Genomic DNA, 22,645 nt, shown 5'->3' with positions numbered 1-22,645 from the left:
CCCCATCAACGAAGGACCGAGGCATTGTGGAATGTCTGCGCTGATCGATCTCGATCGACCAGGTCGCGGCGCAAGGCGTGCGCACGATCATCAACAACTGCCCCGATGACGAGGAGCCTGGTCAACCGCGCTCGGCCAATCTCGAACCGCGCGACGTACATCATTATCAACCCGGTTGGACGATGGTGGGGGCCGGTGGTTTCGATCTTGATTTGACGAGCCACAGCATGGCTTCGGTCGTACCAAAGGGCGTGAAATCGGTGAAGGACGCGGTCGCGACCTTCCTACCAGCTGCGGTTCGGAAGCAGGCGCCGATCGTCGCGATCAATCTCCTTGCGACGCTGGCGGGCAAGCCTTTGGTGGCGGGCTATGACGGCTATGGTTTCTGTCTACTGACCGTTGAACGCGGCAAGATCGTGCTCGCTGAGTTCGGCTATGGCGGCAAGCTGCTACCAAGCTTTCCGAAATGGTTGATTGACGGCACCTAGCCGCGTTCGGGCGCGTTGACGCCATAGCCGACGAAGACGACGTAGGAGTCTTTCAGGTCGATGCGCGGCGTGACCTGATGGGTGCCGATCACCATTTGCGGCCCGTATGCGAGGCTCATCGGAGTCTTGTCGCCGGTGAAGGTCAGCGGCGACACGTTGCGCGCGGTGATTTCGACCAGCGGCACATCCTGGAACCATTCGCCCTGATTGCCCGGCTCCAGCCCTGCCGCTTGGAATTGCTCGACGAGATAAGGGTAGGGCGCGGAACAGCGCTTTCCGCTCGCTACGCGCGCGCGCTGAATGCGACGTTGCCGATCCTGCTCGTGTCGGGCTACGCTGGCGTAGATAGCATCGCGCCGAGGCTACCGCGAGTGACTACGCCGTTCAAGAATGCCGATCTGGCCACTAGTCTTGCGGCGTTATTCCCTGACCAGCGCAGATAAGTGACGCGTCGCGAAAACCAGCAAGCGGAGAACGGCTTCCGAACAGCCAGCCCCGCGAGCCTCAGCGCCTCGTCGATGCGGCTTGAGTGGCGTCACCGCCGCCCGAACGCTTCAAGGCCCGCATGACAGCGGCTAGCTTCCCCGACGCGGAGGGTAGAAGCGATCGAGGTCCATGACCTTTGCCCAGGCGGCGACGAAGTTGTCGACGAACTGCGTCTTGGCATCGTCCGAAGCATAGGCCTCGGACACGGCGCGCAGCTCGGCATTCGATCCGAAAACGAGATCGACCGGGGTGGCGGTCCATTTCAGCTTGCCGGTGGTCCGGTCGCGCCCTTCATACAGGGCGGCGTTCTTGGGCGATTTTTGCCATTTCGTCGTCATATCGAGCAGGTTGACGAAAAAGTCGTTGGTGAGCGTGCCGGGGCGGGTGGTGAACACACCGTTTGCCGAATGCCCGGTATTGGCATCGAGCGCGCGCATGCCGCCGACCAGCACCGTCATCTCGGGTACGGTAAGGTTCAGCATGCTGGCCTTGTCCACGAGCATCGCTGCCGGTGCCAGGTCGCTGTCGGCGCCGTAGAAGTTGCGAAAGCCGTCGGCTCGCGGGCGCAGATGGGCGTAGGAGGCAGCGTCGGTTTGCGCCTGGGTGGCATCGACCCGGCCCGGGGTGAAGGGCACCGTCACGGAGCGTCCGGCCTTGGCCGCGGCCTGCTCGATCGCCGCATTGCCGCCCAGCACGAGCAGATCGGCGAGCGACACCTGCTTGCCGCTACCGGCCGAACGGTTGAAATCGCGCTGCACGCCTTCGAGCTTGCCGACAACGCGGGCGAGTTCGGCGGGGTCGTTGGCGGCCCAGCCGCTCGCCGGGTCGAGCCGCACGCGCGCGCCATTGGCGCCGCCCCGCATATCGCTTCGGCGAAAGGTCGATGCCGACGCCCAGGCGGCCTTGACCAGTTCGCGCGGGGCAAGGCCGGTTGCCAGGATCTGCGCCCGGAGCCGGGCGGCGTCCGATGCGTCGATCATGGCATGGTCCGCCTTGGGCAGCGGGTCCTGCCACGAAAAGGCTTCCTGCGGCGCGTCCTTGCCCAGATAGCGCGCGCTGGTTCCCATGTCGCGATGGGTCAGCTTGAACCAGGCCTGGGCAAAGGCTTTGGCGAAGGCGTTGGGATTCTCGTGGAAGCGCCTGGAGATCGCGCGGAAGCCCGGGTCTTCCTTGAGTGCGATATCGGTGGTGAACATGATCGGTGCGTGACGCCTGCCTTCGACATGCGCGTCGGGTACCAGCCTGGCGGCGAATTGGGTGGTGGGGATCCACTGGACCGCGCCTGCCGGGCTCTTGGTCTTCACCCAGTCGAACCCGAACAGATTGTCGAAAAATTGCGTCGTGAACGCGATCGGGCTGGCCGACCATGCGCCCTCTAGACCGCTGGTGACGGTATCCTCGGCATTGCCCTTGCCGCATTTATTGTCCCAGCCCAGGCCCTGCTGTTCGACGCCGCCACCGGCGGGATCGGTGCCGACGCAATCGGCGGGTTTGTGTGCGCCATGTGCCTTGCCGAAGGTATGCCCGCCGGCGATCAGCGCGACGGTTTCCTCATCGTTCATCGCCATATTGCCGAAGGCGATCCGGATCGCCTTGGCCGCGGCGATCGGGTCGGGGTTGCCGCCGGGCCCTTCGGGATTGACGTAGATCAGCCCCATTTGGGTGGCCGCGAGCGGGCCTTTGAGGTTGCCGTCCTTGTCAAAGCGATCGGCGGCAAGGAATTTGGATTCGGGGCCCCAAAAGACCAGATCGGGCTGCCAGGAATCGACGCGGCCGCCGGCGAAGCCGATCGTCTTGAAGCCCATATTCTCGAGCGCAACATTGCCCGTCAGCACCATGAGGTCGCCCCATGACAGTTTGCGGCCATATTTCTGCTTGATCGGCCACACGAGTCGGCGGGCCTTGTCGAGGCTAACATTGTCGGGCCAGGAATTGAGCGGTTCGAATCGTTGTTCACCGCCGCCCCCGCCGCCGCGCCCATCGCCGACGCGGTAGGTCCCCGCGCTGTGCCAGGCCATGCGGATGAATAGTGGACCATAATTGCCATAGTCGGCGGGCCACCATGGCTGCGAAGTGGTCAGGAGTTTGGCAATGTCGCGCTTCACCGCGTCAAGGTCGAGCGTGGCGAATTCGGCGGCATAGTCGAAATCGGCGCCGTAGGGGTTGGCACCTGCATCGTCCCGGCGCAGCGGGCTGAGATCTAGGCGGTTCGGCCACCAGTCCTGGTTCGACATGATCTTGTCCTGCGCATGCGCTGAAACGGGCAAGAAGGCCGGCGCCATTACCACCGCTAAAATGGCCAGGATCGATGTCGAATGCTTTGGCATGTCGCTTCCCTGTTCACCGCAAGAGGAAAATCAAGAACAGCGACTGGGTGCGACTTCGGCAGCGTTGGAACAATAGGTATAGTCCCGGACCATCACTTTAGCCTGCCGCACAACTTGCTGCCGCCGCCGACCGGGCCCCGATGCGCTGCGACTATCCCGTATATCGGCAAGCCCAACCGCGCCGCAGGGTTGCCGTCAGGCGCTCGTCAGCATCGTCGCTGAAAAGGGGCCTTGGAAAAGGAGACCGCGCATGCGCGAAGCCATGACGATGCGCCGTTTGCGAGCGCTACCGCGGCGGCTGTGGCCGTGACTAGGTTGGCGCTGCACCGCGAACGGCACCTCGTGTCGCGCGTGGGCTGGCTGCGCGCCGCGGTGCTGGGGGCGAATGACGGGATCGTCTCGACCGCCAGCCTGATCATCGGCGTCGCGGCGGCGGCGGCCAAGCCGGCGGACATCCTGATTGCGGGCGCGGCAGGGCTGGTGGCTGGCGCGATGTCGATGGCGGCGGGCGAATATGTCTCGGTCAGCTCGCAATCGGATACCGAACAGGCCGATCTCGCGCGCGAACGCGCCGAACTGACCGATGACGTCGATGCGGAGATCCGCGAGCTCGCCGGAATCTATGAAAAGCGCGGCGTCGACCGCGCGACCGCCGACACCGTCGCGCGGCAGCTGATGGCCAAGGATGCGCTGGCGGCGCACGCGCATGACGAGCTGGGCATTTCCGAAATGACCACCGCGCGGCCGATCCAGGCGGCGCTGACCTCGGCGGCGACCTTCACCGCGGGTGCCGCGCTGCCGCTGGCGATCGTGATCTTCGCGCCGCGAGCGGGGCTGGTCGTGATCGAGGCGGTCGCCTCGCTGCTGTTCCTCGCGCTGCTGGGCGCGGTCGGGGCGCGGGCGGGCGGGGCACCGGTGTGGACCGCGACGCTCCGCGTGACCTTCTGGGGGGCGCTGGCAATGGCGCTGACCGCGGGAATCGGGAGGCTGGTGGGCACTGCGATATGAGCCCGCGGCCGGTTCTTGCCCCGCCGGTCCGCCATCCCCGATGACCGCGCTCGCGCTTCTTGGCTACATCTCACTTGCGTTGCTGGCGCAGCTTGGCGCGGTGATCGTCATGACTGTTTTGCGCTACCGACCGCATGTTGCACCAACGGTCGACACCGCCCCGGCAGCCCCTGCCGATCGCCAGGGAGCCTGGGCGGGCTTGCGCGAGTTTCGCGTGCGCTACCGCGAGGACGAAGACGAGGCGCTCAGCCAAACCTCCTTCTATCTCGAGCCGGTCGACGGCCGGCCGCTCGCCGCGTACCACGCCGGCCAGTTCCTGACGCTGCAACTGGCGCTTCGCGATGCGCAGGGGGCGCTCCGCACGGTCACGCGCTGCTATTCGCTGTCCGATCGGCATGACCCCGGGGGCTACCGAATCACGATCAAGCGTATCCCGGCCCCGCCCGATCGGCCCGATCTGCCGCCCGGACTGGTTTCCAATCATTTCCATGATCGAGTCGCGCCCGGCACGCTGTTGGAGGTGCGGGCGCCGGCGGGCAGCTTCGTGCTTGATGAGGATCGCGGCATCGTTGCGGTGCTGGTCGCGGGCGGTATCGGCATCACGCCGCTGTTCGCGATGGCGCGGGCGGCGTTGGCGGCGCAGCCCGATCGCGCGATCCATCTGATCTATGGCGTGCGCAACTGGCGCGACCTGGTGTTCGAGGCCGCGCTGGCGGAAATGGCCGAACGCCACCGCAATTTCCAGGTAACGCTGGTGCAGAGCTGCCCCGCTCCAGGGGACAGCGCCCGCCATGGTTTCGGCCTGAGCGGGGTGATCGACATGACATTGCTACACCAGGTCCTGCCCCCCGGCCGGCATGATTTCTATGTCTGCGGGCCGCCGCCGATGATGGTCAGCCTGATCCCCGCGCTGCGCGACGGCGGGGTGCCCGCCGATCGCATCCATCACGAAGCATTTGGCCCCGCTTCGATCGGCGTGCCAGAACCAGCCGTGGATGTGCCGCTCGACACGCGAATCGTGGTTCGCTTCGCGCGCTCGGGGCGAACGCTCGGCTGGACCGGCGAGGACGCCAGCCTGCTCGACTTTGCCGAACGCAACGGCGTCGCGGTCGATTCGGGATGCCGTTCGGGGAGTTGCGGCACCTGCGAGATCGGCATCAGCTCGGGCACGCTGCGCTATGTGCGCCCGCCCGTTTTCGAGCCAGGGCCAGGGCGATGCCTGTTGTGCGTGTCGGCCCCCATCAGCGACCTGGTGCTCGAAGCATGACCGGGCTCGGTGCCAGCCTGATCCGCCGCGAGGTGATCCCCTTCTATCTTTCGCTGGTCGCGCTGGGGGGCGCGGCGCTTGCGCTCGATGCGTTGCTGCATTTGTCGAACCTGGTCTGGATCGGGCGCTACCTCGGCATTCCCGGGGTGCTGCTGATCCTGGCGTCGTCGGGCTATTCGCTGCGCAAGCGTAAGCTGATCAAACGGGGCAAGCCGGCAACGCTGCTGCGCTGGCATGAGAGGCTCGCCTGGGCGGGATCGTTGCTGATCCTTGTCCATGCCGGCATCCACTTCAACGCGATCCTCGCCTGGCTGGCGGTGTGGGCGATGCTGATCAACATCGCGAGCGGACTGACCGGCAAATATCTCCTCGGCCGCGCGCGTAAGCGGCTCGAGGCGACGCGCACCCGGCTGCGCGCGCAGGGGCTGACCCCAGACGCGCTCGAAGAACAAACCTATTGGGACAGCCTCACCTTCGACGTCGTGAAGGCGTGGCGGGTGGTGCATCTGCCGATCACGCTGGGGTTCGGGGTGCTGGCGCTGGCGCATATCATCGCCATCTTGCTTTTCTGGGGGTGGCGGTGATCCGGCGCTGGGGCCTGTGGCTGATCGCGGTCAACCTGGGCGCGCTGATCGCGCTGAGCTTTGCCTGGCCGCACCTGATGGTCGCGCCCGGGCCGCTGGTCCCGGCGCATGCGCGCATCACCGGCGACTGTTTCGCCTGCCACGCGCCGTTCCGGGGCGTATCGGCCAATCGCTGTGCAACCTGCCACAAGGTCGCCGACATCGGCATCCGCACCACCCGCGGCGTGCCGGTGGCAAGGCGAAGCAGCGCGATCGCGTTCCATCAGGCGCTCCGCCAGCCCGATTGCGTCGCCTGCCACACCGATCACAGCGGGCCGCGGCTGGTCCAGGCATCGCACCAGAGCTTCGCGCATGCGCTGCTGCGCCTCGAGGTCCGCGGCCAGTGCGCGGCCTGCCACCGGCCCCCACGGACCCCGCTGCATGCGCAGGCGGGACGCAACTGCGCCGCATGCCATAGCAGCACCGCGTGGGAGCCCGCGACGTTCGACCATAGGCGCTCCTTTGCGCTGACCGGGCCGCACAACGTGTCGTGTGCGACGTGCCACACCGGGGGCGACTTGACGCGCAACACTTGCTTCGGCTGCCACGAACATCAGCCCGCGCAGGTCCGCGCCGAGCATGCCGAGGAAGGAATCCGCAACATCGACAATTGCGCGCGCTGCCACCGCAGTGGCGCCGGTGAGCAGGGTGGCGAGCGGGAAGGTGATGATTGAACTCGGTAATCCGACCGGGTTTGCGTCGGCGGCCTTACCTAAGCGCTGGTGCTGGTAGGCTTCGCCATCTTGTGGTCGGCGTGACCATAATTCAGGAGCCTTGCACCGAACATGTTTTTGAAGCGCTTCGTAACCTGTCACTCCGCGTGCGCTGTTCATTCGAGACCGCTCGGGTGCTCCATCGCAAGACGCGACGTGGTGCACGAAGACCTTCTAGTCATCGAGCAAGTAAACCGCATCGCCGCTGATGGCGTGCTGGTCGGGGCAAGCGATTTGAACGTCAATGCGCCACCGTTGGCCTGCAAGCCGTGTGCAATAGCTTCCAGCCAAAGCATCGCGACAGTGTCGTCTGATATCAAGGCTTCGATTGGGCAGGTAGTTCTAAACGGAAAAACTTGCGATCGGGGAAGGTTCGGTACATCATGGGCGCGTGTCAAGACGTTATTCGTGTACTATATAACTTAAACTGGATTGGTGTTGCGTTTTACAGACCAGAGAGAGAGCGGGCGTCCGTGATATTTATTGCGCATCCAACCTCTGCCCCGGCGCATTTTCCCGTTCGCCGGGGCACCATTTGCCCGACTGGCTCTGCACCGCTTCACTGGTATAGGCCAACAGACCGCTGACGACGATGGGCTGTTCCGTATGGTCTGCCGGGGCCCCGATGGCCTAGTGCAATCCAAGCACCAGGTGGCCGCTCGCGGACACGCAAAAATCTATGCGGTCGTAGGGCCGCAGCACGTCGACGCCGTTGGTGATCAGGCTTAGCTTGGTCAGCTGGCATCGCTTCAGTCATGCCCACTTGGTTCAGCCGGACGCGAGGCTATTAGGGTCAAGCGGCGGGCCGCCTGCTTTGCAATGACATGATCAATATGGTTCAATGCATGATCGGCCCCGTCGCTGCGCTCCGGTTGCGCCATCCATGCATGCAATGGCGGGTTGCGCCACCAGCGGAGTCGTTGAACCTTCGCCGCAATGGTATGTGATGTTCAACGCAAATACCGCTCTAATCGTCATCGTCGAAATGCGTCCGCTGCCCGGCTAGGTGCGACCTGACGCGTAATTGCGGTTGGCTAAAGGTCGATTGTGCCGAAGCGAGGAGTCTTCGCCGTCGGCCGTGTGGCGGAGGCTCCTCACGGTATTAATCAGCTAGCGGCGGTGATCGCGATCTTGCGCGTGCGCTCGGCGGCCTGCGCGTCCTTGGGCAGCACGATCGTTAGTACACCGTGCTTGAATTCAGCGTTAATAGCGTCTTGATTTACATCCGCTGGAAGGGGAACCCGGCGTTCAAATGCGCCATAGCGTCGCTCGCGAAGCAGAAAACCGTTGTCTTTGCGTTCGTCTTCCTCGTGCTTTTCTCCCGAGAGCGTGAGGGCGCCATCGGCGATGCTTATCTCGACATCGTCTTCCTTTAGTCCGGGAAGCTCGGCGGTAAGCCGGTATTCGTTTTCCTTTTCCGCCAATTCCAAAGCGGGCGCTGGCGTCATCGTGCTCAGCCCCGAGGTGAAGATGCTACGGGCGGGGCCGCCGAAGTCGTCGAACAGCCGGTCGATCTCGGTACGCAGCCAGCCAAGCGGACTTTCCTGCACAGGGCGTTCACTTACCGTAACGGGGATTTGGTCATTCATCTGAGTTCACTCCAGTTCGAGTTTTGGCCGACAAGGAACCCTGCGCTAACTGCGTATCCCGGCTGACAGCTCGCGACCCACTTGAAGGGACTGCTCGTCAGCGACACGCGTGATTTTCCAATTCTTCTATCATATGGCTATTTGCAGCACGCGCGGTACGACATTAGGAACAGTACTAATGAGCCGCTGCCGGTCCCATGGACACCAAGTTAGGCTCCTTGAGCTTGCCTCTCGAATTCCATGGGGCTGAGATAACCCAAGGTGGCTCTGTCAGACCAAATGCACCGGTTTGTATCGGGGGCGGGTAAGGGGCTGGAAGGCCCCGCCCGCACAAGCCAGTCAGCCCGTTTCGCTACTCAACTCGTCTCCGGAGGTGATCCGGCTGGTAGTGCCGATGTATGTGCGCTTTCCGCTGTCACTGCGGAACGTGGAGGAACCTGCTGCTCGAGAGGGGGATCGACATCTGCAATGAGACGGTACGGATGTGGTGGAACAGGTTCGGACCGATGTTCGCTGGTGACATCCGCCGCCAGCGGGTGAGCCGGATGCGAGGCTTTCGCCACTGGCGCTGGCACCTCGGCGAGATGTACGTGAAGATCGAAGTGCATCGTGTGGAGAGGGGGTCGCATTAGACTGACAGCACCCCCCGCGGCCTTGTTCGAGCGCGACGACGAAGGCGTGATCGAGGCCGAGGCGGCAATCCCGACCTCGAACGCTTCAAGGCCGACAATTTCGACGTCGGGGTCGAATATTATCCCGGCAGCTCGTCGGTGATCTCGGCGGGCGCCTTCTACAAGCGGCTGCAGAACCCGACCTTCGGCATCGATCTCGCGGGGACTGACGGGTTCGAGGGCTTCGACGTCTACAGCACCTTCATCAACGGCGAGCGCGCCGAGGTGCTGGGGTTCGAGGCGAACATCCAGCAGGATCTCGACTTCCTGCCATCGCCGCTCGACGGGCTGCTGATCGCGGCGAACTACACCTTCACCGACGCCACCGCGCGCGTGCCCTTGCCCGACGGCACCACGCGCGATTCGGTGCTGCCGTTCCAGTCGCGCCACACCGCCAACGCATCGATCGGCTATGACAAATACGGCTTCCAGTTCCGCGCCGCGCTGTCGTACCGCGACCGCATCCTCGACGAGATCGACGATCCGACCGATCCGACCGATCCGGCAGGCGACGTGTTCATCGACGAGCATCTACAGATCGACCTGACCGCGGCATACCAGGTGACGCCCGGCGTGCGGGTGTTCGGGCAGGTGTCGAACCTCAACGACCGGCCGCTCTACAGCTATGCCGGCAATCGCGGCGTCAACGTGCAGTTCGAGGAATACAAGCTGTCGGCGAGCCTGGGGCTGCGCGTGACCTTCGGCGGCAAGTGACCGGGCGGGCGGAGCGGGAAGGGCCGCTCCGCCCTTTTCGGCAAAGGACGCGCGACAGCGTCCTGCGAGGTCCGAGGGGACGCGGCTAGGTCCGCTCGAGCCGCACGCGCACGATCTTCATGCCCTGCACATCTTCGGCCACCAGCCGCACGCCGCCGCGCTCCAACCGGTCGCCGATGTCGGGTAACACCCCGCTCTCGGCCAGGAACAGCCCCGCGACGGTCGTCACTTCGGGGTGGTCGAGCGTGATGCCATGGTCTTCCTCGAGCTCGGCGAGCGTTACCTCGCCGTCGAGCAGCAGCGTGCCGTCGGGCAGCTTTCGGATCCAGTCCGATGACACCCCGTCGTCCTGGTCGATCAGGTCGGCAACCAGATCGTCCATCGTGACGAACCCCAGCGTCCCACCGAATTCGTCGACCACCAGCGCGGCGTGGACGCGCTGCTTCTTGAACAACGTCATCAGCTCGAGCGCCGACATTCCCGCCGCCACGCGCGGCAGCGGGCGCACGACGGTCCTGAGGTCGATATCGCCCTCGGCCAGCCGGCGGCGGATGAAATCCTTGACGTGGAGCACGCCGAGCACGTCGTCGAGCGAGGTGCCATAGACCGGATAGCGGGCGAGTTTTTCATGCGCAACGATCGCCGCCACATCGCTGCCGCTGGCGCTTGCTGGGATCGCGATCAGCCGCGTGCGCGACGTCATCAGCGCCTCGGCGGTGCGATCCTCCATCTCGAAGATATTCTCGATCAACCGCGTCTGCGCATCGTCGAGCTGGCCGCTGGCCGCCACTTCGCCGGTCGCGATCTCGAGTTCCTGCGCGCTGTACAGCATCGCCGACTTGCCCGGATCGGGAATGCCCAGCATCCGCATCAGCCCGAAGGCGATCTTGTTGAGGACGATCACCATCGGGCGGAAGAGGATCGCGAACAGCCGCATGACCGGGTTGAGCGTCATGCTCACGCGTTCGGGCGCCTGGAGCGCCATCGCCTTGGGGATCATCTCGCCGAACACGACATGGAGGAAGGTGATCCCGCCGAGCGCGATCACGAAGCCGACGCCATGCGACTGGTCGTAGGAAAGGCCGAGATTCTCGAGCGGCTGGTAGAGCCATTGCGCCACCGCGGGCTCGCCATACATGCCAAGCCCGATGCTCGCGAGCGTGATGCCCAATTGCGCGACGGCGATATAGGCATCCTTGCCGCCTTCGCGATCGAAGACGCGCAGCAGCCATTTGGCGGCGGTGCTGCCGCCCGCGGCCATCGTCTCGAAGCGGCCGCGGCGTGCGCCGACCAGCGCGAATTCGGCGCCGACGAAGATGCCGTTGACGAGAACGAGCGCGAGGATCGCGGCGATCGGGAGAAGCACGTCGGTCATACTTCCTCGCGCTCGCGCAGGCGTTCGATGCGGACGCGGCGGACCGCGTGGCCCTGCATCGCCTCGACCACCAAGGTGTATGGCGTATCGGGCGCGCGAACCCGATCGCCCTTCGCGGGCATCCGCCCGAGCTCGTGCCAGACCAGGCCGCTGACCGTGTCGGCGCGATCCTGCGGCAGCATGATATCGTGGCGATCGGCGAGCATCGACAGCCGCACGTCGCCGCGGACGCTCAGATGCCCGTCCTGCTCGATGACCAGCTCTTCCTCGTCGTCGAACTCGTCCTGCACCTCGCCGAAGACTTCCTCGAGCGCATCCTCGAGCGTCACCAGCCCGGTGAAGCTGCCATATTCGTTGATCACCATCGCGCTGCGCCGCCCTTGCGCCTGCAGCGTCTGCCACAGCTTGGGCACCGTCATCACATCGGCGACGATCAGCGGGTCGCGCTGGATCGATGCGACGGTGGCTCGGGGATCGGCCTCGAACGCGGCGAACAGCGTGCGCAGGTGGACGATGCCGACGACATCCTCGGTGGTCTCGCCGGTCACCGGGAAGCGCGAATAGGGGGTCTCTGCCGAGCGGCGCAGCGCCACTTCGACGCTCTCGTCGGCGCGGACGGTGATCATTCGCGTGCGCGGCGTCATGATCTCGCGGACGATGCGGTGATCGACGCTGAGCGCGCCCGACAGCATGTCGCGCTCGTCGGCGTCGATCAGCCCGCCCGCGGCGCTCGCCTTGAACAACGCCTCGAGTTCGTCGGGCGAATGGACATGGGTATGGCCGTGGTCGACGTTCAACTTGAACAGCCGCATGATCGCGAAGGCGGTGCCGTTGAACACGAAAATCAGTGGGCGGAACAGCACCAGGCTGATCCGCATCGGCAGCATCGTCGCCATCGACAGCCGCTCGGGGTAGCGAAGCGCGATCGTCTTGGGCAGCAATTCGCCAAGCACCACCTGCAACACGGTGATCAGCAGCAGCACGATGATGATCGCGGCAAGCGGGCCGCCGATCGCACCGAGGTGCGGGGTGAGCAGCGGCGTCAATTGCGCCTGCGCATAGGCGCCGGCGACCAGGCTGCTGATCGTGATGCCGACCTGGCAACCGGCGACATAATTGTCGAGCGCGACCGGATCGCGAAGGATCTTCAGCAACTTGGCGGCGGTGCGATTGCCCGACTCGGCCTCTTCCTGCACACGCGACTTGCGCGCGCCGACCGTCGCGAACTCGGCGGCGACGTAGAGCGCGTTCGCCGCCACCATCACGAGGATGATGGCGACGGGGATGAGATAGCTTTGAATGGTGCTAGACTCGATGTTGATGCTGGCTACCGTCAATAGCCACCTGCCGGTGGATCAACAAACGGTCATGTCTGGTTTGGCGAGCGCGGCTATGCCCGAGAGGTCCCGGCAGTGCGCCCTTGTTGGGAACAGTGCGGCGCGCGTCGGACAATGGACGTCAACGCCAGCAGTCAGCCTGTGAACGCTGCCGCACTGCGCCACAGCATATAGCCCGCGACCACTAGGATCAGGACCGCAAACACGCGCGAAAGCTTGCCCGAGTCCGCTAACCGTCCCGCCGCGCGTGTCCCCACGACGCCGCCCAGCAGCCCGCCGCCGACGAACACTGCGGCGAGCGGCCAGTCGATCAGTCCCGATACCGCATAGTTGAGCGCGGTGGTCAGCCCGAACGCGGCTACCGCGATCAGCGACGTCCCGACCGCGCTGATCATCGGCATGCCGGTCGATGCGATCAATCCGGGAACGATCAGGAAGCCGCCGCCGATACCGAAGAACCCCGAAAATGCCCCGGTGCCCAGCCCGAAGCCGAGCACTTTGGGGGCATTGGTGCGGTTGCACTGCACGTCGGGGCGATCTTCGCGCGTGCGCTTGCGCAGCATCAGCACCCCGATCGCCACCATCAGCAGCGCGAACAGGACAAGCAGTTGTTGCCCGTCAACCGCCTTGCCCAGCGTCGATCCCGCGAGCGCGCCGATCACGCCCGCTGCGGCGTACATCCCGCCGCATCGCCATTTCACCGTTCCGGCACGCGCGTGACTGATAAGCCCTGTCGCGGCGTTGGCGGCGACCGCCAACGCGCTCGTGCCGATCGCGACATGCGCGCTGGGCACGCCCACCAGATAGACCATCAGCGGCACCGCCAGGATCGATCCACCGCCGCCGACCAGGCCCAGCGTGAAGCCGATCAGCACGCCCGATCCCGCACCAAGCAGATACTGGAGCGGTTCGAGCATCTCAGCTGCGAATCAATTTGGCACGCGCTTCGATCCGCGGGACCAATGGTGCAAGGTCATAGCCGCAGGTTGCGGCCCGGCGCATGATCTCGGCCGGGGGAAGCTTGCCTGCCTGCACGAGCGCCCAGAGCGAGGCGGCACGCATCCCCGATTTGCAGAATGCAAGCGCAGGCTTGCTGCAGGCGGCGATCGCGTCGCCAAAGGCATCGATTTGCGCGTCGCCGAACTGCCCCGGCACGACCGGGATATGGTAATAGTCCATCCCCGCCGCCTTCGCCTTGGCCTCGAGTTCGGCGCTGCCCGGCTGACCGGGCTCTTCGCGATCGGGGCGGTTGTTGATGATCGTGCCGAAGCCCGCGGCCTTGGCGGCGGCGACGGCGTCGGGGGTCAATTGGCTGGTGACGCTGAAGTCAGGGCCGAGCGATTTATGGTGCATATGATATTCCTTGGCTGCAAATGACGCTCAAACCGCGTCGAGCGGGATTTTGAGGTAGCGCACCCCGTTCGCCTCGGGCTCGGGCAGCTCGCCGCCGCGCATATTCACCTGAACCGAGGGCAGGATCAGCCGCGGCATGCTGAGCGTGCGATCGCGCGCGCCGCGCATCGCGACGAACGCGTCTTCGCTCACGCCGTCATGGACATGGACGTTGGAGTCGCGCTCCGCGCCCACGTTGGTTTCCCAGGCAAAGGTGTCGCGCCCCGGCGCCTTGTAATCGTGGCACAGAAACAGCCGCGTCTGGCGCGGCAGCTCGAGCAGCCGGCGGATCGAGCGATAGAGCTGCGCCGCGTCGCCGCCGGGGAAATCGGCGCGCGCGGTACCGTAATCGGGCATGAAGATCGTGTCGCCGGTGAACACCGCATCGCCGATAACATAGGCAAGGTCGGCGGGCGTGTGCCCCGGCACGTGCAGGACCGCGCCGCGCAGCGTTCCGACTTCGAAGGTATCGCCATCGTCGAACAACCGGTCGAACTGCGATCCGTCGCGCGCGAACTCGGTGCCGGCGTTGAACAAGGTGCCGAACACCTCCTGTACCGCGATGATCGCCCGCCCGATCGCGAGCCGTCCGCCCAGCCGCTGCTGCAGATACGGCGCCGCCGAGAGATGATCGGCATGGGCATGGGTTTCGAGCAGCCAGTCGACGCTCAAACCCTCCTGCGCGACATAGGCGACGATCGCATCGGCCGAATCGTGCGAAGTCCGCCCTGCCGCGGGGTCGTAATCGAGCACCGAATCGATGATCGCAGCGCGCCGTGTCGCGCGATCGTGCACGACATAGCTGGCGGTGAAGGTCGCCTCGTCGAAGAAGGCGCGCACGGCGGGCCTGGCCGCGGGCGTGTCGAGCGCAGCGGTAACGATCGCGGTCGCGCGATCGAGTCCGGGGTCACGCAGCGGGCAGGGGGTGTTCTGGGGGATCATGCCGGGTTCCATTCAATGGCCGCCGAGCAGCGCGTTGAGCTGATAGGCCGCGGTTACGCGGTCAGCGCGCGCGCTGAGCACGAGCACGCCCGCTGCGGTCGCCTCACGCTCGGCATCGAGCAGGTCGATCTGGGGTTTTTGCCCGACCTTCACTTCGTCGCGCACGTTACGCACCGCTTCCTCGGCGGCGGCGCGCTGGTCGCCCGCCGCCTGTTCGATGAGCGCACTGGTCGTGACGGCGGCGTGTGCGGCGATGACTGCCTCCTGCGTCTGGTCGCGCGCCGCGGCAAGCGCGGCCCGCGCCGCGCGGACGCCGGCATCGGCCTCGGCAAGCTGTCCGCGCACGCGCCCGCCGTCGAGAAACTGCCAGCGGGCGCGCAGCCCTATCGTCGCCGAATCGCCGCGATAGCCGGGGAAGAACTGGTCGCGCACCGTCGCCGCCTCGGCAAAGGCGCCGACCGTCGGCAGCCGCTCTGCACCGGCGCCGCGTTTGGCGGCTAGCGCTGCGTCGAGCCCGGCCTGCGCCTGGGCTATCGTTGGGCTGGCCTGCTCGGCGCGCAGGATCGCCGCGCTGAGATCGCCCGGGACTGCGGGCGGCGCGGGCAGGGGCGCCAGCGTGCCGGGATCGCGCCCGACCAGATTGGCCAACCGCGCGCGCGCGACCAGGATCGCGCCCTGCGCATTGGCAAGCTGCGCGCGCGCATCGGCCTGGCGAACCTTCGCCTGGTTCAGGTCGGTTCGCGGCGCGTCGCCCACATCGAAGCGGTCGGTCGCATGACGCACCAGTTCGGTCGTCGTCATGACCAGCGCGGCGTATAGCCGCTGCCGCTCCTGTTCGACCAATACCGCGCCATAGGCTTGCGCAACCCGCGCGGCCAGATCGGCGCGGACGCGGCCGCCCGCCGCCTCGGCCATCCGTTCGCCGGCCAGCGCGCGCGCCGTCGCCGCACCGACGCGTCCGCCGGTGAACAGCGGTTGCTCGAAGGTCGCCTGCGCAGCGCGCGGGGTCACGTCGGCGGCTTGCAGCCCGAAAAACCCGCCGGGATCGAGGCGGCCCCGGCCGATCGTGCCGGTCAGCGTTGCGCTTGGCCGGCCAGCCGCGCGCGCTTGGGTGGTGCGTGCGGCAGCGGCGTCGCGATCGGCCTCGGCGGATTCGATCGCGGGTGCTTGCGCCTCGGCCTCGGCGATCGCCTGATCGAGCGTGAGCTGGGGTGCCGCCTGCAACGCCGCCGGACTGGCCAGCACAAGGATCCACGATGCCAACATGCGATCAGCGGAACGCGTTGCCGGCGCGCAGGCCCAACGCCTTGAATGCGATCGCCGCCGGACACCAGCCGGTGAAGGCCGCCTGGATCATGTTCAACCCGGCAAAGGCCGATAGCGCGATCCACCAGGGATCGACTGTCAGCGACAGCACTATCCCCGCGAGCACGACGATCCCGGCAAAGACGAACACGGCGCGGTCTATGTTCATGGCCGAGCCCCGATCGATAGCGAGGATGGCACGCGCGCCGGGCGGATCTTGAGCTTGCCCACGCCCATCATCCGCAGCGCCAGCTTCTCGTACATCGGTTCGGCCTGGCCGTGCCGCACCTTGTAGAGGAAGAAGCGCTCGAACAGCACCTTGGCGCGGTGGACCCATTTGCCCTGCGCCACCCAGTTGACGTTGCGCGGCGGAATCTGTGGCTGCGCGACGAACGCCACGCCGCTGTCGCCGAAATCGGCGAGACAGATGGCGTTCCAGCTCGCCTCGGTTTCGGGTTGCTCGCCGTCGAGTTCGTCGGCGATGTTCTCGACGATCGCGGCCATCATGCTTTCGATCATGAAGCCGGTCTTGGGCACGCCGACGGGCACCGGGGTCGGCCCCGTCGGTGGGATCGCGACGCACACGCCAAGCGCGTAGATGTTGGGGAAGGCCGGATTGCGCTGGTGCTTGTCTGCCAGAATGAAGCCGCGCGGATTGGTCAGCCCCTCGATCCCGAACACCGCCGGCACGCCCTTGAAGGCGGGCAGGATCATCGAGAAGTCGAACGGCAGGGCGTGCGTCTTGGCGACCGAACCGTCGGCGGCAATCTCCTCGACCTGCATCAGTTTGTCTTCGACCTTCGCAATGCGCGCGCTGGTGATCCATTTGATGTCGCGGTCGCGCATCCGGCTTTCGAGCAGCGACTTGGTGTCGCCGACGCCGTCGAGGCCGAGATGGCCGATATAGGGTTCGGCGGTGACGAAGGTCATCGGCACGCGGTCGCGAATCTTGCGCCGGCGCAGCTCGGTATCGACGATCATCGCGAATTCGTAGGCGGGGCCGTAGCAGGAGGCGCCCTGCGCCGCGCCGATGATCACCGGGCCGGGGTTCTCGACGAACCGGTCGAACGCCGCCGCCGCCGCCTCGGCATGATGACCGGTGCAGACCGATTGGGTGAACCCGTCGGGGCCAAGGCCTTCGACTTCGTCGAATGCCAGATGCGGGCCGGTCGCGATGACCAGATAGTCGTAGGCGAGGCTGGTCCCGTCGCCCAGTTCGATGCGGTTCTCGCCGGGGACGAGGCGCCTGGCGCCCGCGCTCGAAAAGCCGATGCCCTGCTTGGCGAACACCGGGGGAAGCGCGACCTGGATGTCCTTCACGTCGCGCCAGCGCACCGCGACCCACGGGTTTGACGGTACGAAGGTGTAGGTATCGCTGTCCGACAAGGCGAACACATCGGCGCGATCCTTGAGCCGCTCGCGCAGCGCAAAGGCGGTCAGCGTGCCGCCCAGTCCGGCTCCCAGAACGACGATCTTCGGCTTTGCCATGACACGCTCCTTCCTCATCACTTGTCTATATGCGCAATTGCTGCATATACGCAATAACTAAGACTCATTCGGTGCAGGTGCGCGATGAAGGAGACGTTCGTGGAAATGCCGCCCCCCGCCCATAAGGGATTGTCCCAATTCGGCCGTGGCCAGGGGGCTGGTACTCCTGTCGGGCAGATCGAGGGTGCCCGGCCCGCGCCCATCGGCGTGTCGCGGCGGCCGATGGAGAGAGCTCGCATGACGCGAACAGGAACATCGCTGGCAGTCATGCTGCTGCTCGCCGCTTGCGGCAGCGGTACCGAACCCGCAGCCGAGCCCGCCGCGCCGCGGGTGGCGCAGGGCGAACGACTGACGGTGCGGTCGAGTCAAATAGCGCAGCGCAAACCACTCGCCGCCGAGGTCGCAACCCGCGACCAGGCAGAGGCCATGACGCGTATCCCCGGCACGCTGGTTCAGCTTACGGTCCGCGAAGGCGATCAGGTCCGCAAAGGCCAGGTGATCGGACGCGTCGTCGATTCGCGCCTGGGGTTCGAGACAAGCGCCTTCGAAGGGCAGGCCGCCGCCGCAGCCGCGCAGGCCGAGGCTGCAGGCGCCGAACTTTCGCGCATCCGCTATCTCCACCAGCGCGGCGTCTATGCCCAGGCACGGCTCGACCAGGCGCAGGCCGCCGCGCGTTCCGCCGATGCACAGCTGCGCGCGGCCCGATCGCAGCGTTCGGCGAGTGCTGCCGGCGCGGCACAAGGCACCATCGTCGCCCCCGCGACCGGCCGGGTGTTGCGCGCCGACATTCCCGAAGGATCGGCCGTTGCGGCGGGCATGTCGGTTGCGACCGTCACTGCCGGCCCGCCGCTGCTGCGGCTTGACGTTCCCGAATCGCTCGCCGGGCAGCTCCGCCGGGGCGCAATCGTCACGATCGAGGACGAAGGCGCGCTCGACGGTCGGCGCGGCACGATCGTCCAGCTCTATCCGGCGGTCTCGGGCGGACGGCTGCGGGCCGATGTCGACGTCGCCGGCCTGTCGACCGATCTGGTCGGGCGCCGGGTGAGCGTGATGATCGATGTCGGCACGCATCCTGGCATCGTCGTTCCGCGGCGCTTCGTCTCGACCCGCTTCGGCATCGACTATGTCGATCTGCTAGCCAAGGACGGTTCGGCCGCATCGGTGCCGGTGCAGACCGCGCCGACCGGCGACCCCGCCAATGTCGAGATACTCTCCGGCGCGTCGGCCGGCGACGTGCTGGTCGCCGGCGGGGCGGCACGATGAAGCTGGGGATTTCGGGCGCGCTCACCCGCGCCACGATTCAGTCGCCGCTGACCCCGCTGTTCCTGCTCGCGGCGATCGCGCTGGGGTTGTTCGCGCTGATGGCGATCCCGCGCGAGGAGGAGCCGCAGATCAGCGTGCCGATGGTCGATATCCGGGTTGCCGTCCCCGGCCTGAATGCCGCCGACGCCGTCGAACTGGTCGGCAAGCCGCTCGAGACGATCGTCCGCTCGGTCGACGGGGTTGAACACACCTATACCCAGGCCGAAGACGATGGCGTGCTGGTCACCGCGCGCTTCCTGGTCGGCACCGAGCCCGATGCCGCCGCGGTTCGCGTCCATGAGAAGCTTCGCGCGAACTGGGACCGGATTCCCGTTGGCGTGCCCGAACCGCTGGTGACGGTGCGCGGGATCAACGACGTGCCGATCGTGGTGTTCACGCTCTCGGCAAAGGCGGGCGAAGGCGCGCGCTGGAACGCGGCGACGCTGCGCGACATGGCCGAGCGGCTGCGCAGTGAGATCGCCAAGGTCGATGATGTCGGTTTGACGTTCATCACCGGCGGCGCCCCCGAACAGATCCGCGTCGCCCCCGATCCGGCGCGGCTGGCGCTGCACGGCGTGCCGCTCAGCGCGCTCGCCGATGCCGTCGGCCAGACCAACCGCGCCTTTCCCGCCGGCAATGTGCGCGAGCAAGGCAGGGAATTGACGGTCACGACCGGGCGAACGGTGGCGAGCGCGAATGACCTCGGCATGCTCACGCTGCCGTCGGCGCGCGGCGCGCCAGTCTATCTGCGCGATGTGGCCGATATCTCGCAGGCGCCCGAGGAAGCCCAGGAAAAGGTATCGCGCTGGGTGAAGGGCGAGCGCGGCTGGACTGCCGCGCCCGCCGTCAGCATCGCGGTCGCCAAACGCGCCGGCGCCAATGCGGTCACCGTTTCCGACGCGGTGCTGCACAGGGCCGAGAGCCTCAAGGGCGGCCTGATCCCCGCCGGGCTCGAACTGGCGGTGACGCGGAACTACGGCGAAAGCGCCAATGAAAAGGCCAACGAGCTGCTCTTCCATCTCGGGCTGGCGACGATCTCGATCGTCGTGCTGATCGGCTTCGCGATCGGCTGGCGCGAGGCGGGGGTTACCGCGATCGTCATCCCGACGACGATCCTGCTGACGCTCTTCGCCTCGAACCTGATGGGCTATACGATCAACCGCGTCAGCCTTTTCGCGCTGATCTTCTCGATCGGCATCCTCGTCGACGACGCGATCGTGATGATTGAGAATATCGCCCGCCACTGGGGCATGGCTGACGTCGGAATCGAGGGCGGGCGCAGCCGGGTCGACGCGGTGGTCGATGCAGTGGCCGAGGTCGGCAACCCCACCGTCATCGCCACGCTCACCGTTGTCGCGGCGCTGCTGCCGATGTTGTTCGTCTCGGGGCTGATGGGGCCGTATATGGCGCCGATCCCGATCAACGCGTCGGCGGCGATGATCTTCTCCTTCTTCGTCGCGGTGGTGATCGCGCCGTGGCTGATGATTCGCTTCGCGCGCAAGACACTCGCCCACAGCGACGACCATGCCGCCGGCGGCAAGCTCGGTGCGCTCTATGCGCGCGTCGCGACGCACGTGATTGCAACCAAGCGCAGCGCCTGGCTGTTCCTGGGCGGCGTCGGCATCGCGACGCTGCTCGCCTGTTCGATGTTCTATTTCCAGCTGGTCACGGTCAAGCTGCTGCCCTTCGACAACAAGTCCGAGGTCCAGGTGGTGATCGACCTGCCCGAAGGCAGCGCGCTCGAGGACACCGCGCGCGCCGCCGAACAAGTGGCGTCGATCGCCCGTACGCTGCCCGAAGTCACTGCGATGGAGCTCTATTCGGGCACCTCCGCGCCGTTCAACTTCAACGGGCTCGTCCGCCATTATTTCCTGCGCGACAGGCCCGAGCAGGGCGACGTGATGATCACTCTGGCGCCGAAGGGCGAACGCAGCCGCGCCAGCCATGCGGTCGCGTTGGTGCTGCGTGAACGGCTCCAGGCGATCCCGTTGCCTGCCGGCGGCTCGCTCAAGGTGGTCGAGACGCCGCCGGGTCCGCCGGTGATGGCCACGCTGCTGGCGGAGATCTACGGCCCCGATGCGGCGGCGCGGCGCAAGACCGCCGAGGAACTGGCGCGGCTGTTCCGCACCGTGCCCTATATCGTCGATGTCGACACCAGCTACGGCCAGCCGCGCCCGCGGCTGCGGCTGGTGCCCGATCGCGCCAAGCTCGACTATTACGGGCTGTCCGAGCGCGAGATGTACGATTCGATCGGCATGTTGATGGGCACGAAGACCGTCGGCTATGCCGCCCGCGGCGACGGGCGCACCCCGCTGCCGATCACGATCGCGCTGGCGCAGTCGGAGCGCCGGTGGGACGCGGCGCTCGCGTCGACCCCGGTTGCAGTCGCGCGCGGCGCGGGGGCAGGGCGGCTGGTCGAGCTCGGCGAGGTGGTCGATGCGTCGCGCGAGGCCGGCAGCTATGCCGTGTTCCGGCGTAACGGCCGCGCCGCCGACATGGTCACCGCCGAACTCGCCGGCGACTATGAAGCACCGATCTACGGCATGATCGCGGTGCAAAAGGCGATCGACGCCAACGACTGGGCCGCCAAGGGCCTGGTCAAGCCCGTCGTCCGCCTCAACGGTCAGCCCGACGACGAGAGCGTCCCGACGCTGTTGTGGGAAGGCGAATGGGAGATCACCTGGGTCACCTTCCGTGACATGGGCGCGGCGTTCGGCGCGGCGCTGCTGGCGATCTATTTCCTCGTGGTCGCCCAATTCCGCAGCTTCAAGCTGCCGCTGGTGATCCTGACGCCGATCCCGTTGACGCTGATCGGCATCGTTATCGGCCACATGCTGTTCGGCGCGCCGTTCACCGCCACCTCGATGATCGGATTCATTGCGCTGGCCGGGATCATCGTGCGCAACTCGATCCTACTGGTCGATTTCATCGGCCATAGTCGCAGCGCCGACAAGTCCCTGCGCGAGACGCTGATCGAGGCTGGCGCGATCCGTTTCAAGCCGATCCTGCTGACCGCAGTGGCGGCGATGATCGGCGCGGCGGTGATCCTAACCGACCCGATCTTCCAGGGGCTGGCGATCTCGCTGCTGTTCGGGCTTGCCTCGTCGACGCTGCTGACGGTGCTCGTGATCCCCGCCATCTATGTCGTGCTGCGCGACGATGGCCGGCTTGCAACCGGGTCGGCGCCTGCATAGCTGTAGGCCGATGAAACAGGACATGCTAGCCGCCCTCGACCAGGCATCGGACTTCCTGAAATCGCTGTCGGGGCGCAGCCGGCTGATGATTCTTTGCCATTTATGGGAAGGCGAGAAGTCGGTCGGGGAGATCATCCGGCTGACCGGCGCGCGCGACACGACGGTGTCGCAGCAACTGGCGTTGCTGCGCAAGGACGGGATCGTCAGCGCCCGGCGCGACGGGCAGACGCTCTATTATTCGATCGTCCACGACGGCGCCGCCCGCGTGCTGGAAACGTTGCACGGCGTGTTCTGCCCGGTCGACGACAAACCCTGAAAAACATTGGTGGCGGGACTCGGTGCGCCCGGGCTTGCCAACACGCAATGGCATAGCGACGAAGACCGATTAGCCGGGGCGCTCGCCAGAGCAGCGCTCCTCGTTCCG

The 22,645-nt window shown here is 66.2% G+C and carries 18 protein-coding genes and 2 pseudogenes; 9 read left to right on the top strand and 11 right to left on the bottom strand.

Annotation, left to right across the window (positions count from 1 at the left end; translation table 11 throughout):
* The first annotated feature begins 77 nt into the window (after positions 1-77).
* Positions 78-488, top strand: a complete 411-nt coding sequence (locus OKW76_RS16175) for a hypothetical protein (RefSeq protein WP_322740113.1) — start codon at positions 78-80, stop codon at positions 486-488.
* Here OKW76_RS16175 and OKW76_RS06075 read toward each other — a convergent pair.
* A pseudogene (locus OKW76_RS06075) lies at positions 488-739 on the bottom strand (peptidase M28); the annotation flags it as partial. The gene OKW76_RS16175 and the pseudogene OKW76_RS06075 overlap by 1 nt on opposite strands.
* Before the next feature lie 324 nt (positions 740-1,063).
* Complete coding sequence (gene katG / locus OKW76_RS06070) at positions 1,064-3,301, bottom strand: catalase/peroxidase HPI (protein WP_265552027.1); 2,238 nt, start codon at positions 3,299-3,301, stop codon at positions 1,064-1,066.
* A gap of 306 nt (positions 3,302-3,607) precedes the next feature.
* On the opposite strand from katG, the gene OKW76_RS06065 reads away from it, so the two are divergent.
* From OKW76_RS06065 to OKW76_RS06050, 4 genes are all read left to right on the top strand, one after another.
* Positions 3,608-4,309 (top strand): VIT1/CCC1 transporter family protein, encoded by a 702-nt coding sequence (locus OKW76_RS06065; RefSeq protein WP_265552800.1) that lies wholly within the window; start codon positions 3,608-3,610, stop codon positions 4,307-4,309.
* Between the two features lie 79 nt (positions 4,310-4,388).
* On the top strand, positions 4,389-5,576 hold the full coding sequence (locus OKW76_RS06060; RefSeq protein WP_265552024.1) for a 2Fe-2S iron-sulfur cluster-binding protein: 1,188 nt from the start codon (positions 4,389-4,391) through the stop codon (positions 5,574-5,576).
* Positions 5,573-6,160, top strand: a complete 588-nt coding sequence (locus tag OKW76_RS06055) for a hypothetical protein (protein ID WP_265552022.1) — start codon at positions 5,573-5,575, stop codon at positions 6,158-6,160. The genes OKW76_RS06060 and OKW76_RS06055 overlap by 4 nt, the downstream gene beginning before the upstream one ends.
* Complete coding sequence (locus tag OKW76_RS06050) at positions 6,157-6,873, top strand: cytochrome c3 family protein (protein ID WP_265552020.1); 717 nt, start codon at positions 6,157-6,159, stop codon at positions 6,871-6,873. The genes OKW76_RS06055 and OKW76_RS06050 overlap by 4 nt, the downstream gene beginning before the upstream one ends.
* 1,145 nt (positions 6,874-8,018) lie before the next feature.
* On the opposite strand, the gene OKW76_RS06045 is transcribed toward OKW76_RS06050, so the two are convergent.
* Entirely contained in the window at positions 8,019-8,501 is a 483-nt protein-coding gene (locus OKW76_RS06045) for an Hsp20/alpha crystallin family protein (protein WP_265552018.1), read from the bottom strand.
* Positions 8,502-9,199: 698 nt separating this feature from the next.
* Here OKW76_RS06045 and OKW76_RS06040 point away from each other — a divergent pair.
* Positions 9,200-9,886 (top strand): annotated as a pseudogene (locus tag OKW76_RS06040) (TonB-dependent receptor domain-containing protein); the annotation flags it as partial.
* An 85-nt stretch (positions 9,887-9,971) separates the two neighbouring features.
* Here OKW76_RS06040 and OKW76_RS06035 read toward each other — a convergent pair.
* From OKW76_RS06035 to OKW76_RS06000, 8 genes are all read right to left on the bottom strand, one after another.
* Positions 9,972-11,261 (bottom strand): hemolysin family protein, encoded by a 1,290-nt coding sequence (locus OKW76_RS06035; RefSeq protein ID WP_265552017.1) that lies wholly within the window; start codon positions 11,259-11,261, stop codon positions 9,972-9,974.
* Positions 11,258-12,598 carry a hemolysin family protein gene (locus tag OKW76_RS06030; RefSeq protein WP_265552015.1) on the bottom strand — a complete coding sequence of 447 codons (1,341 nt, stop codon included), beginning with the start codon at positions 12,596-12,598 and terminating at the stop codon, positions 11,258-11,260. Before OKW76_RS06030 ends, OKW76_RS06035 begins: the two co-directional genes overlap by 4 nt.
* Positions 12,599-12,732: 134 nt before the next feature.
* A complete protein-coding gene (locus OKW76_RS06025; RefSeq protein ID WP_265552013.1) occupies positions 12,733-13,515 on the bottom strand; it encodes a sulfite exporter TauE/SafE family protein in 783 nt (260 codons plus the stop codon).
* 1 nt (position 13,516) lies between these two features.
* Positions 13,517-13,951 carry a TIGR01244 family sulfur transferase gene (locus OKW76_RS06020; RefSeq protein WP_265552011.1) on the bottom strand — a complete coding sequence of 145 codons (435 nt, stop codon included), beginning with the start codon at positions 13,949-13,951 and terminating at the stop codon, positions 13,517-13,519.
* A 27-nt stretch (positions 13,952-13,978) separates the two neighbouring features.
* On the bottom strand, positions 13,979-14,932 hold the full coding sequence (locus tag OKW76_RS06015) for an MBL fold metallo-hydrolase (RefSeq protein ID WP_265552009.1): 954 nt from the start codon (positions 14,930-14,932) through the stop codon (positions 13,979-13,981).
* A 12-nt stretch (positions 14,933-14,944) separates the two neighbouring features.
* Complete coding sequence (locus OKW76_RS06010) at positions 14,945-16,198, bottom strand: TolC family protein (RefSeq protein ID WP_265552008.1); 1,254 nt, start codon at positions 16,196-16,198, stop codon at positions 14,945-14,947.
* Positions 16,199-16,202: 4 nt separating this feature from the next.
* Positions 16,203-16,406 carry a DUF2892 domain-containing protein gene (locus OKW76_RS06005; RefSeq protein WP_265552006.1) on the bottom strand — a complete coding sequence of 68 codons (204 nt, stop codon included), beginning with the start codon at positions 16,404-16,406 and terminating at the stop codon, positions 16,203-16,205.
* A complete protein-coding gene (locus OKW76_RS06000) occupies positions 16,403-17,725 on the bottom strand; it encodes an NAD(P)/FAD-dependent oxidoreductase (protein ID WP_265552005.1) in 1,323 nt (440 codons plus the stop codon). Before OKW76_RS06000 ends, OKW76_RS06005 begins: the two co-directional genes overlap by 4 nt.
* 237 nt (positions 17,726-17,962) lie before the next feature.
* Here OKW76_RS06000 and OKW76_RS05995 point away from each other — a divergent pair, with 237 nt between their 5' ends.
* Genes OKW76_RS05995 through OKW76_RS05985 form a run of 3 tightly spaced genes read left to right on the top strand, consistent with a single transcriptional unit; the run spans position 17,963 to position 22,537 of the window.
* On the top strand, positions 17,963-18,988 hold the full coding sequence (locus OKW76_RS05995; RefSeq protein ID WP_265552003.1) for an efflux RND transporter periplasmic adaptor subunit: 1,026 nt from the start codon (positions 17,963-17,965) through the stop codon (positions 18,986-18,988).
* Positions 18,985-22,221, top strand: coding sequence for an efflux RND transporter permease subunit (locus OKW76_RS05990; protein WP_265552002.1), 3,237 nt, complete (start codon positions 18,985-18,987; stop codon positions 22,219-22,221). The genes OKW76_RS05995 and OKW76_RS05990 overlap by 4 nt, the downstream gene beginning before the upstream one ends.
* 22 nt (positions 22,222-22,243) lie before the next feature.
* On the top strand, positions 22,244-22,537 hold the full coding sequence (locus tag OKW76_RS05985) for an ArsR/SmtB family transcription factor (RefSeq protein WP_265552000.1): 294 nt from the start codon (positions 22,244-22,246) through the stop codon (positions 22,535-22,537).
* Positions 22,538-22,645 lie beyond the last annotated feature (108 nt).

The sequence above is a fragment of the Sphingomonas sp. S1-29 genome (assembly GCF_026167545.1).
Taxonomy (GTDB): Bacteria; Pseudomonadota; Alphaproteobacteria; order Sphingomonadales; family Sphingomonadaceae; genus Sphingomonas.
The sequence above is the reverse complement of the archived record's forward strand: the minus strand, read 5'-3'. Positions and strand labels throughout refer to the sequence as shown.

Excerpts from the sequence above, each read along its gene's own strand:
- OKW76_RS05990 (WP_265552002.1), top strand. The coding sequence starts at position 18,985 with ATGAAGCTGGGGATTTCGGGCGCGCTCACCCGCGCCACGATTCAGTCG.
- OKW76_RS06020 (WP_265552011.1), bottom strand. The coding sequence starts at position 13,951 with ATGCACCATAAATCGCTCGGCCCTGACTTCAGCGTCACCAGCCAATTG.
- OKW76_RS05985 (WP_265552000.1), top strand. The coding sequence starts at position 22,244 with ATGCTAGCCGCCCTCGACCAGGCATCGGACTTCCTGAAATCGCTGTCG.
- OKW76_RS06010 (WP_265552008.1), bottom strand. The coding sequence starts at position 16,198 with ATGTTGGCATCGTGGATCCTTGTGCTGGCCAGTCCGGCGGCGTTGCAG.
- OKW76_RS06055 (WP_265552022.1), top strand. The coding sequence starts at position 5,573 with ATGACCGGGCTCGGTGCCAGCCTGATCCGCCGCGAGGTGATCCCCTTC.
- OKW76_RS06035 (WP_265552017.1), bottom strand. The coding sequence starts at position 11,261 with ATGACCGACGTGCTTCTCCCGATCGCCGCGATCCTCGCGCTCGTTCTC.
- OKW76_RS06015 (WP_265552009.1), bottom strand. The coding sequence starts at position 14,932 with ATGATCCCCCAGAACACCCCCTGCCCGCTGCGTGACCCCGGACTCGAT.
- OKW76_RS06045 (WP_265552018.1), bottom strand. The coding sequence starts at position 8,501 with ATGAATGACCAAATCCCCGTTACGGTAAGTGAACGCCCTGTGCAGGAA.
- OKW76_RS06000 (WP_265552005.1), bottom strand. The coding sequence starts at position 17,725 with ATGGCAAAGCCGAAGATCGTCGTTCTGGGAGCCGGACTGGGCGGCACG.
- OKW76_RS06025 (WP_265552013.1), bottom strand. The coding sequence starts at position 13,515 with ATGCTCGAACCGCTCCAGTATCTGCTTGGTGCGGGATCGGGCGTGCTG.
- OKW76_RS06005 (WP_265552006.1), bottom strand. The coding sequence starts at position 16,406 with ATGAACATAGACCGCGCCGTGTTCGTCTTTGCCGGGATCGTCGTGCTC.
- OKW76_RS05995 (WP_265552003.1), top strand. The coding sequence starts at position 17,963 with ATGACGCGAACAGGAACATCGCTGGCAGTCATGCTGCTGCTCGCCGCT.
- katG (WP_265552027.1), bottom strand. The coding sequence starts at position 3,301 with ATGCCAAAGCATTCGACATCGATCCTGGCCATTTTAGCGGTGGTAATG.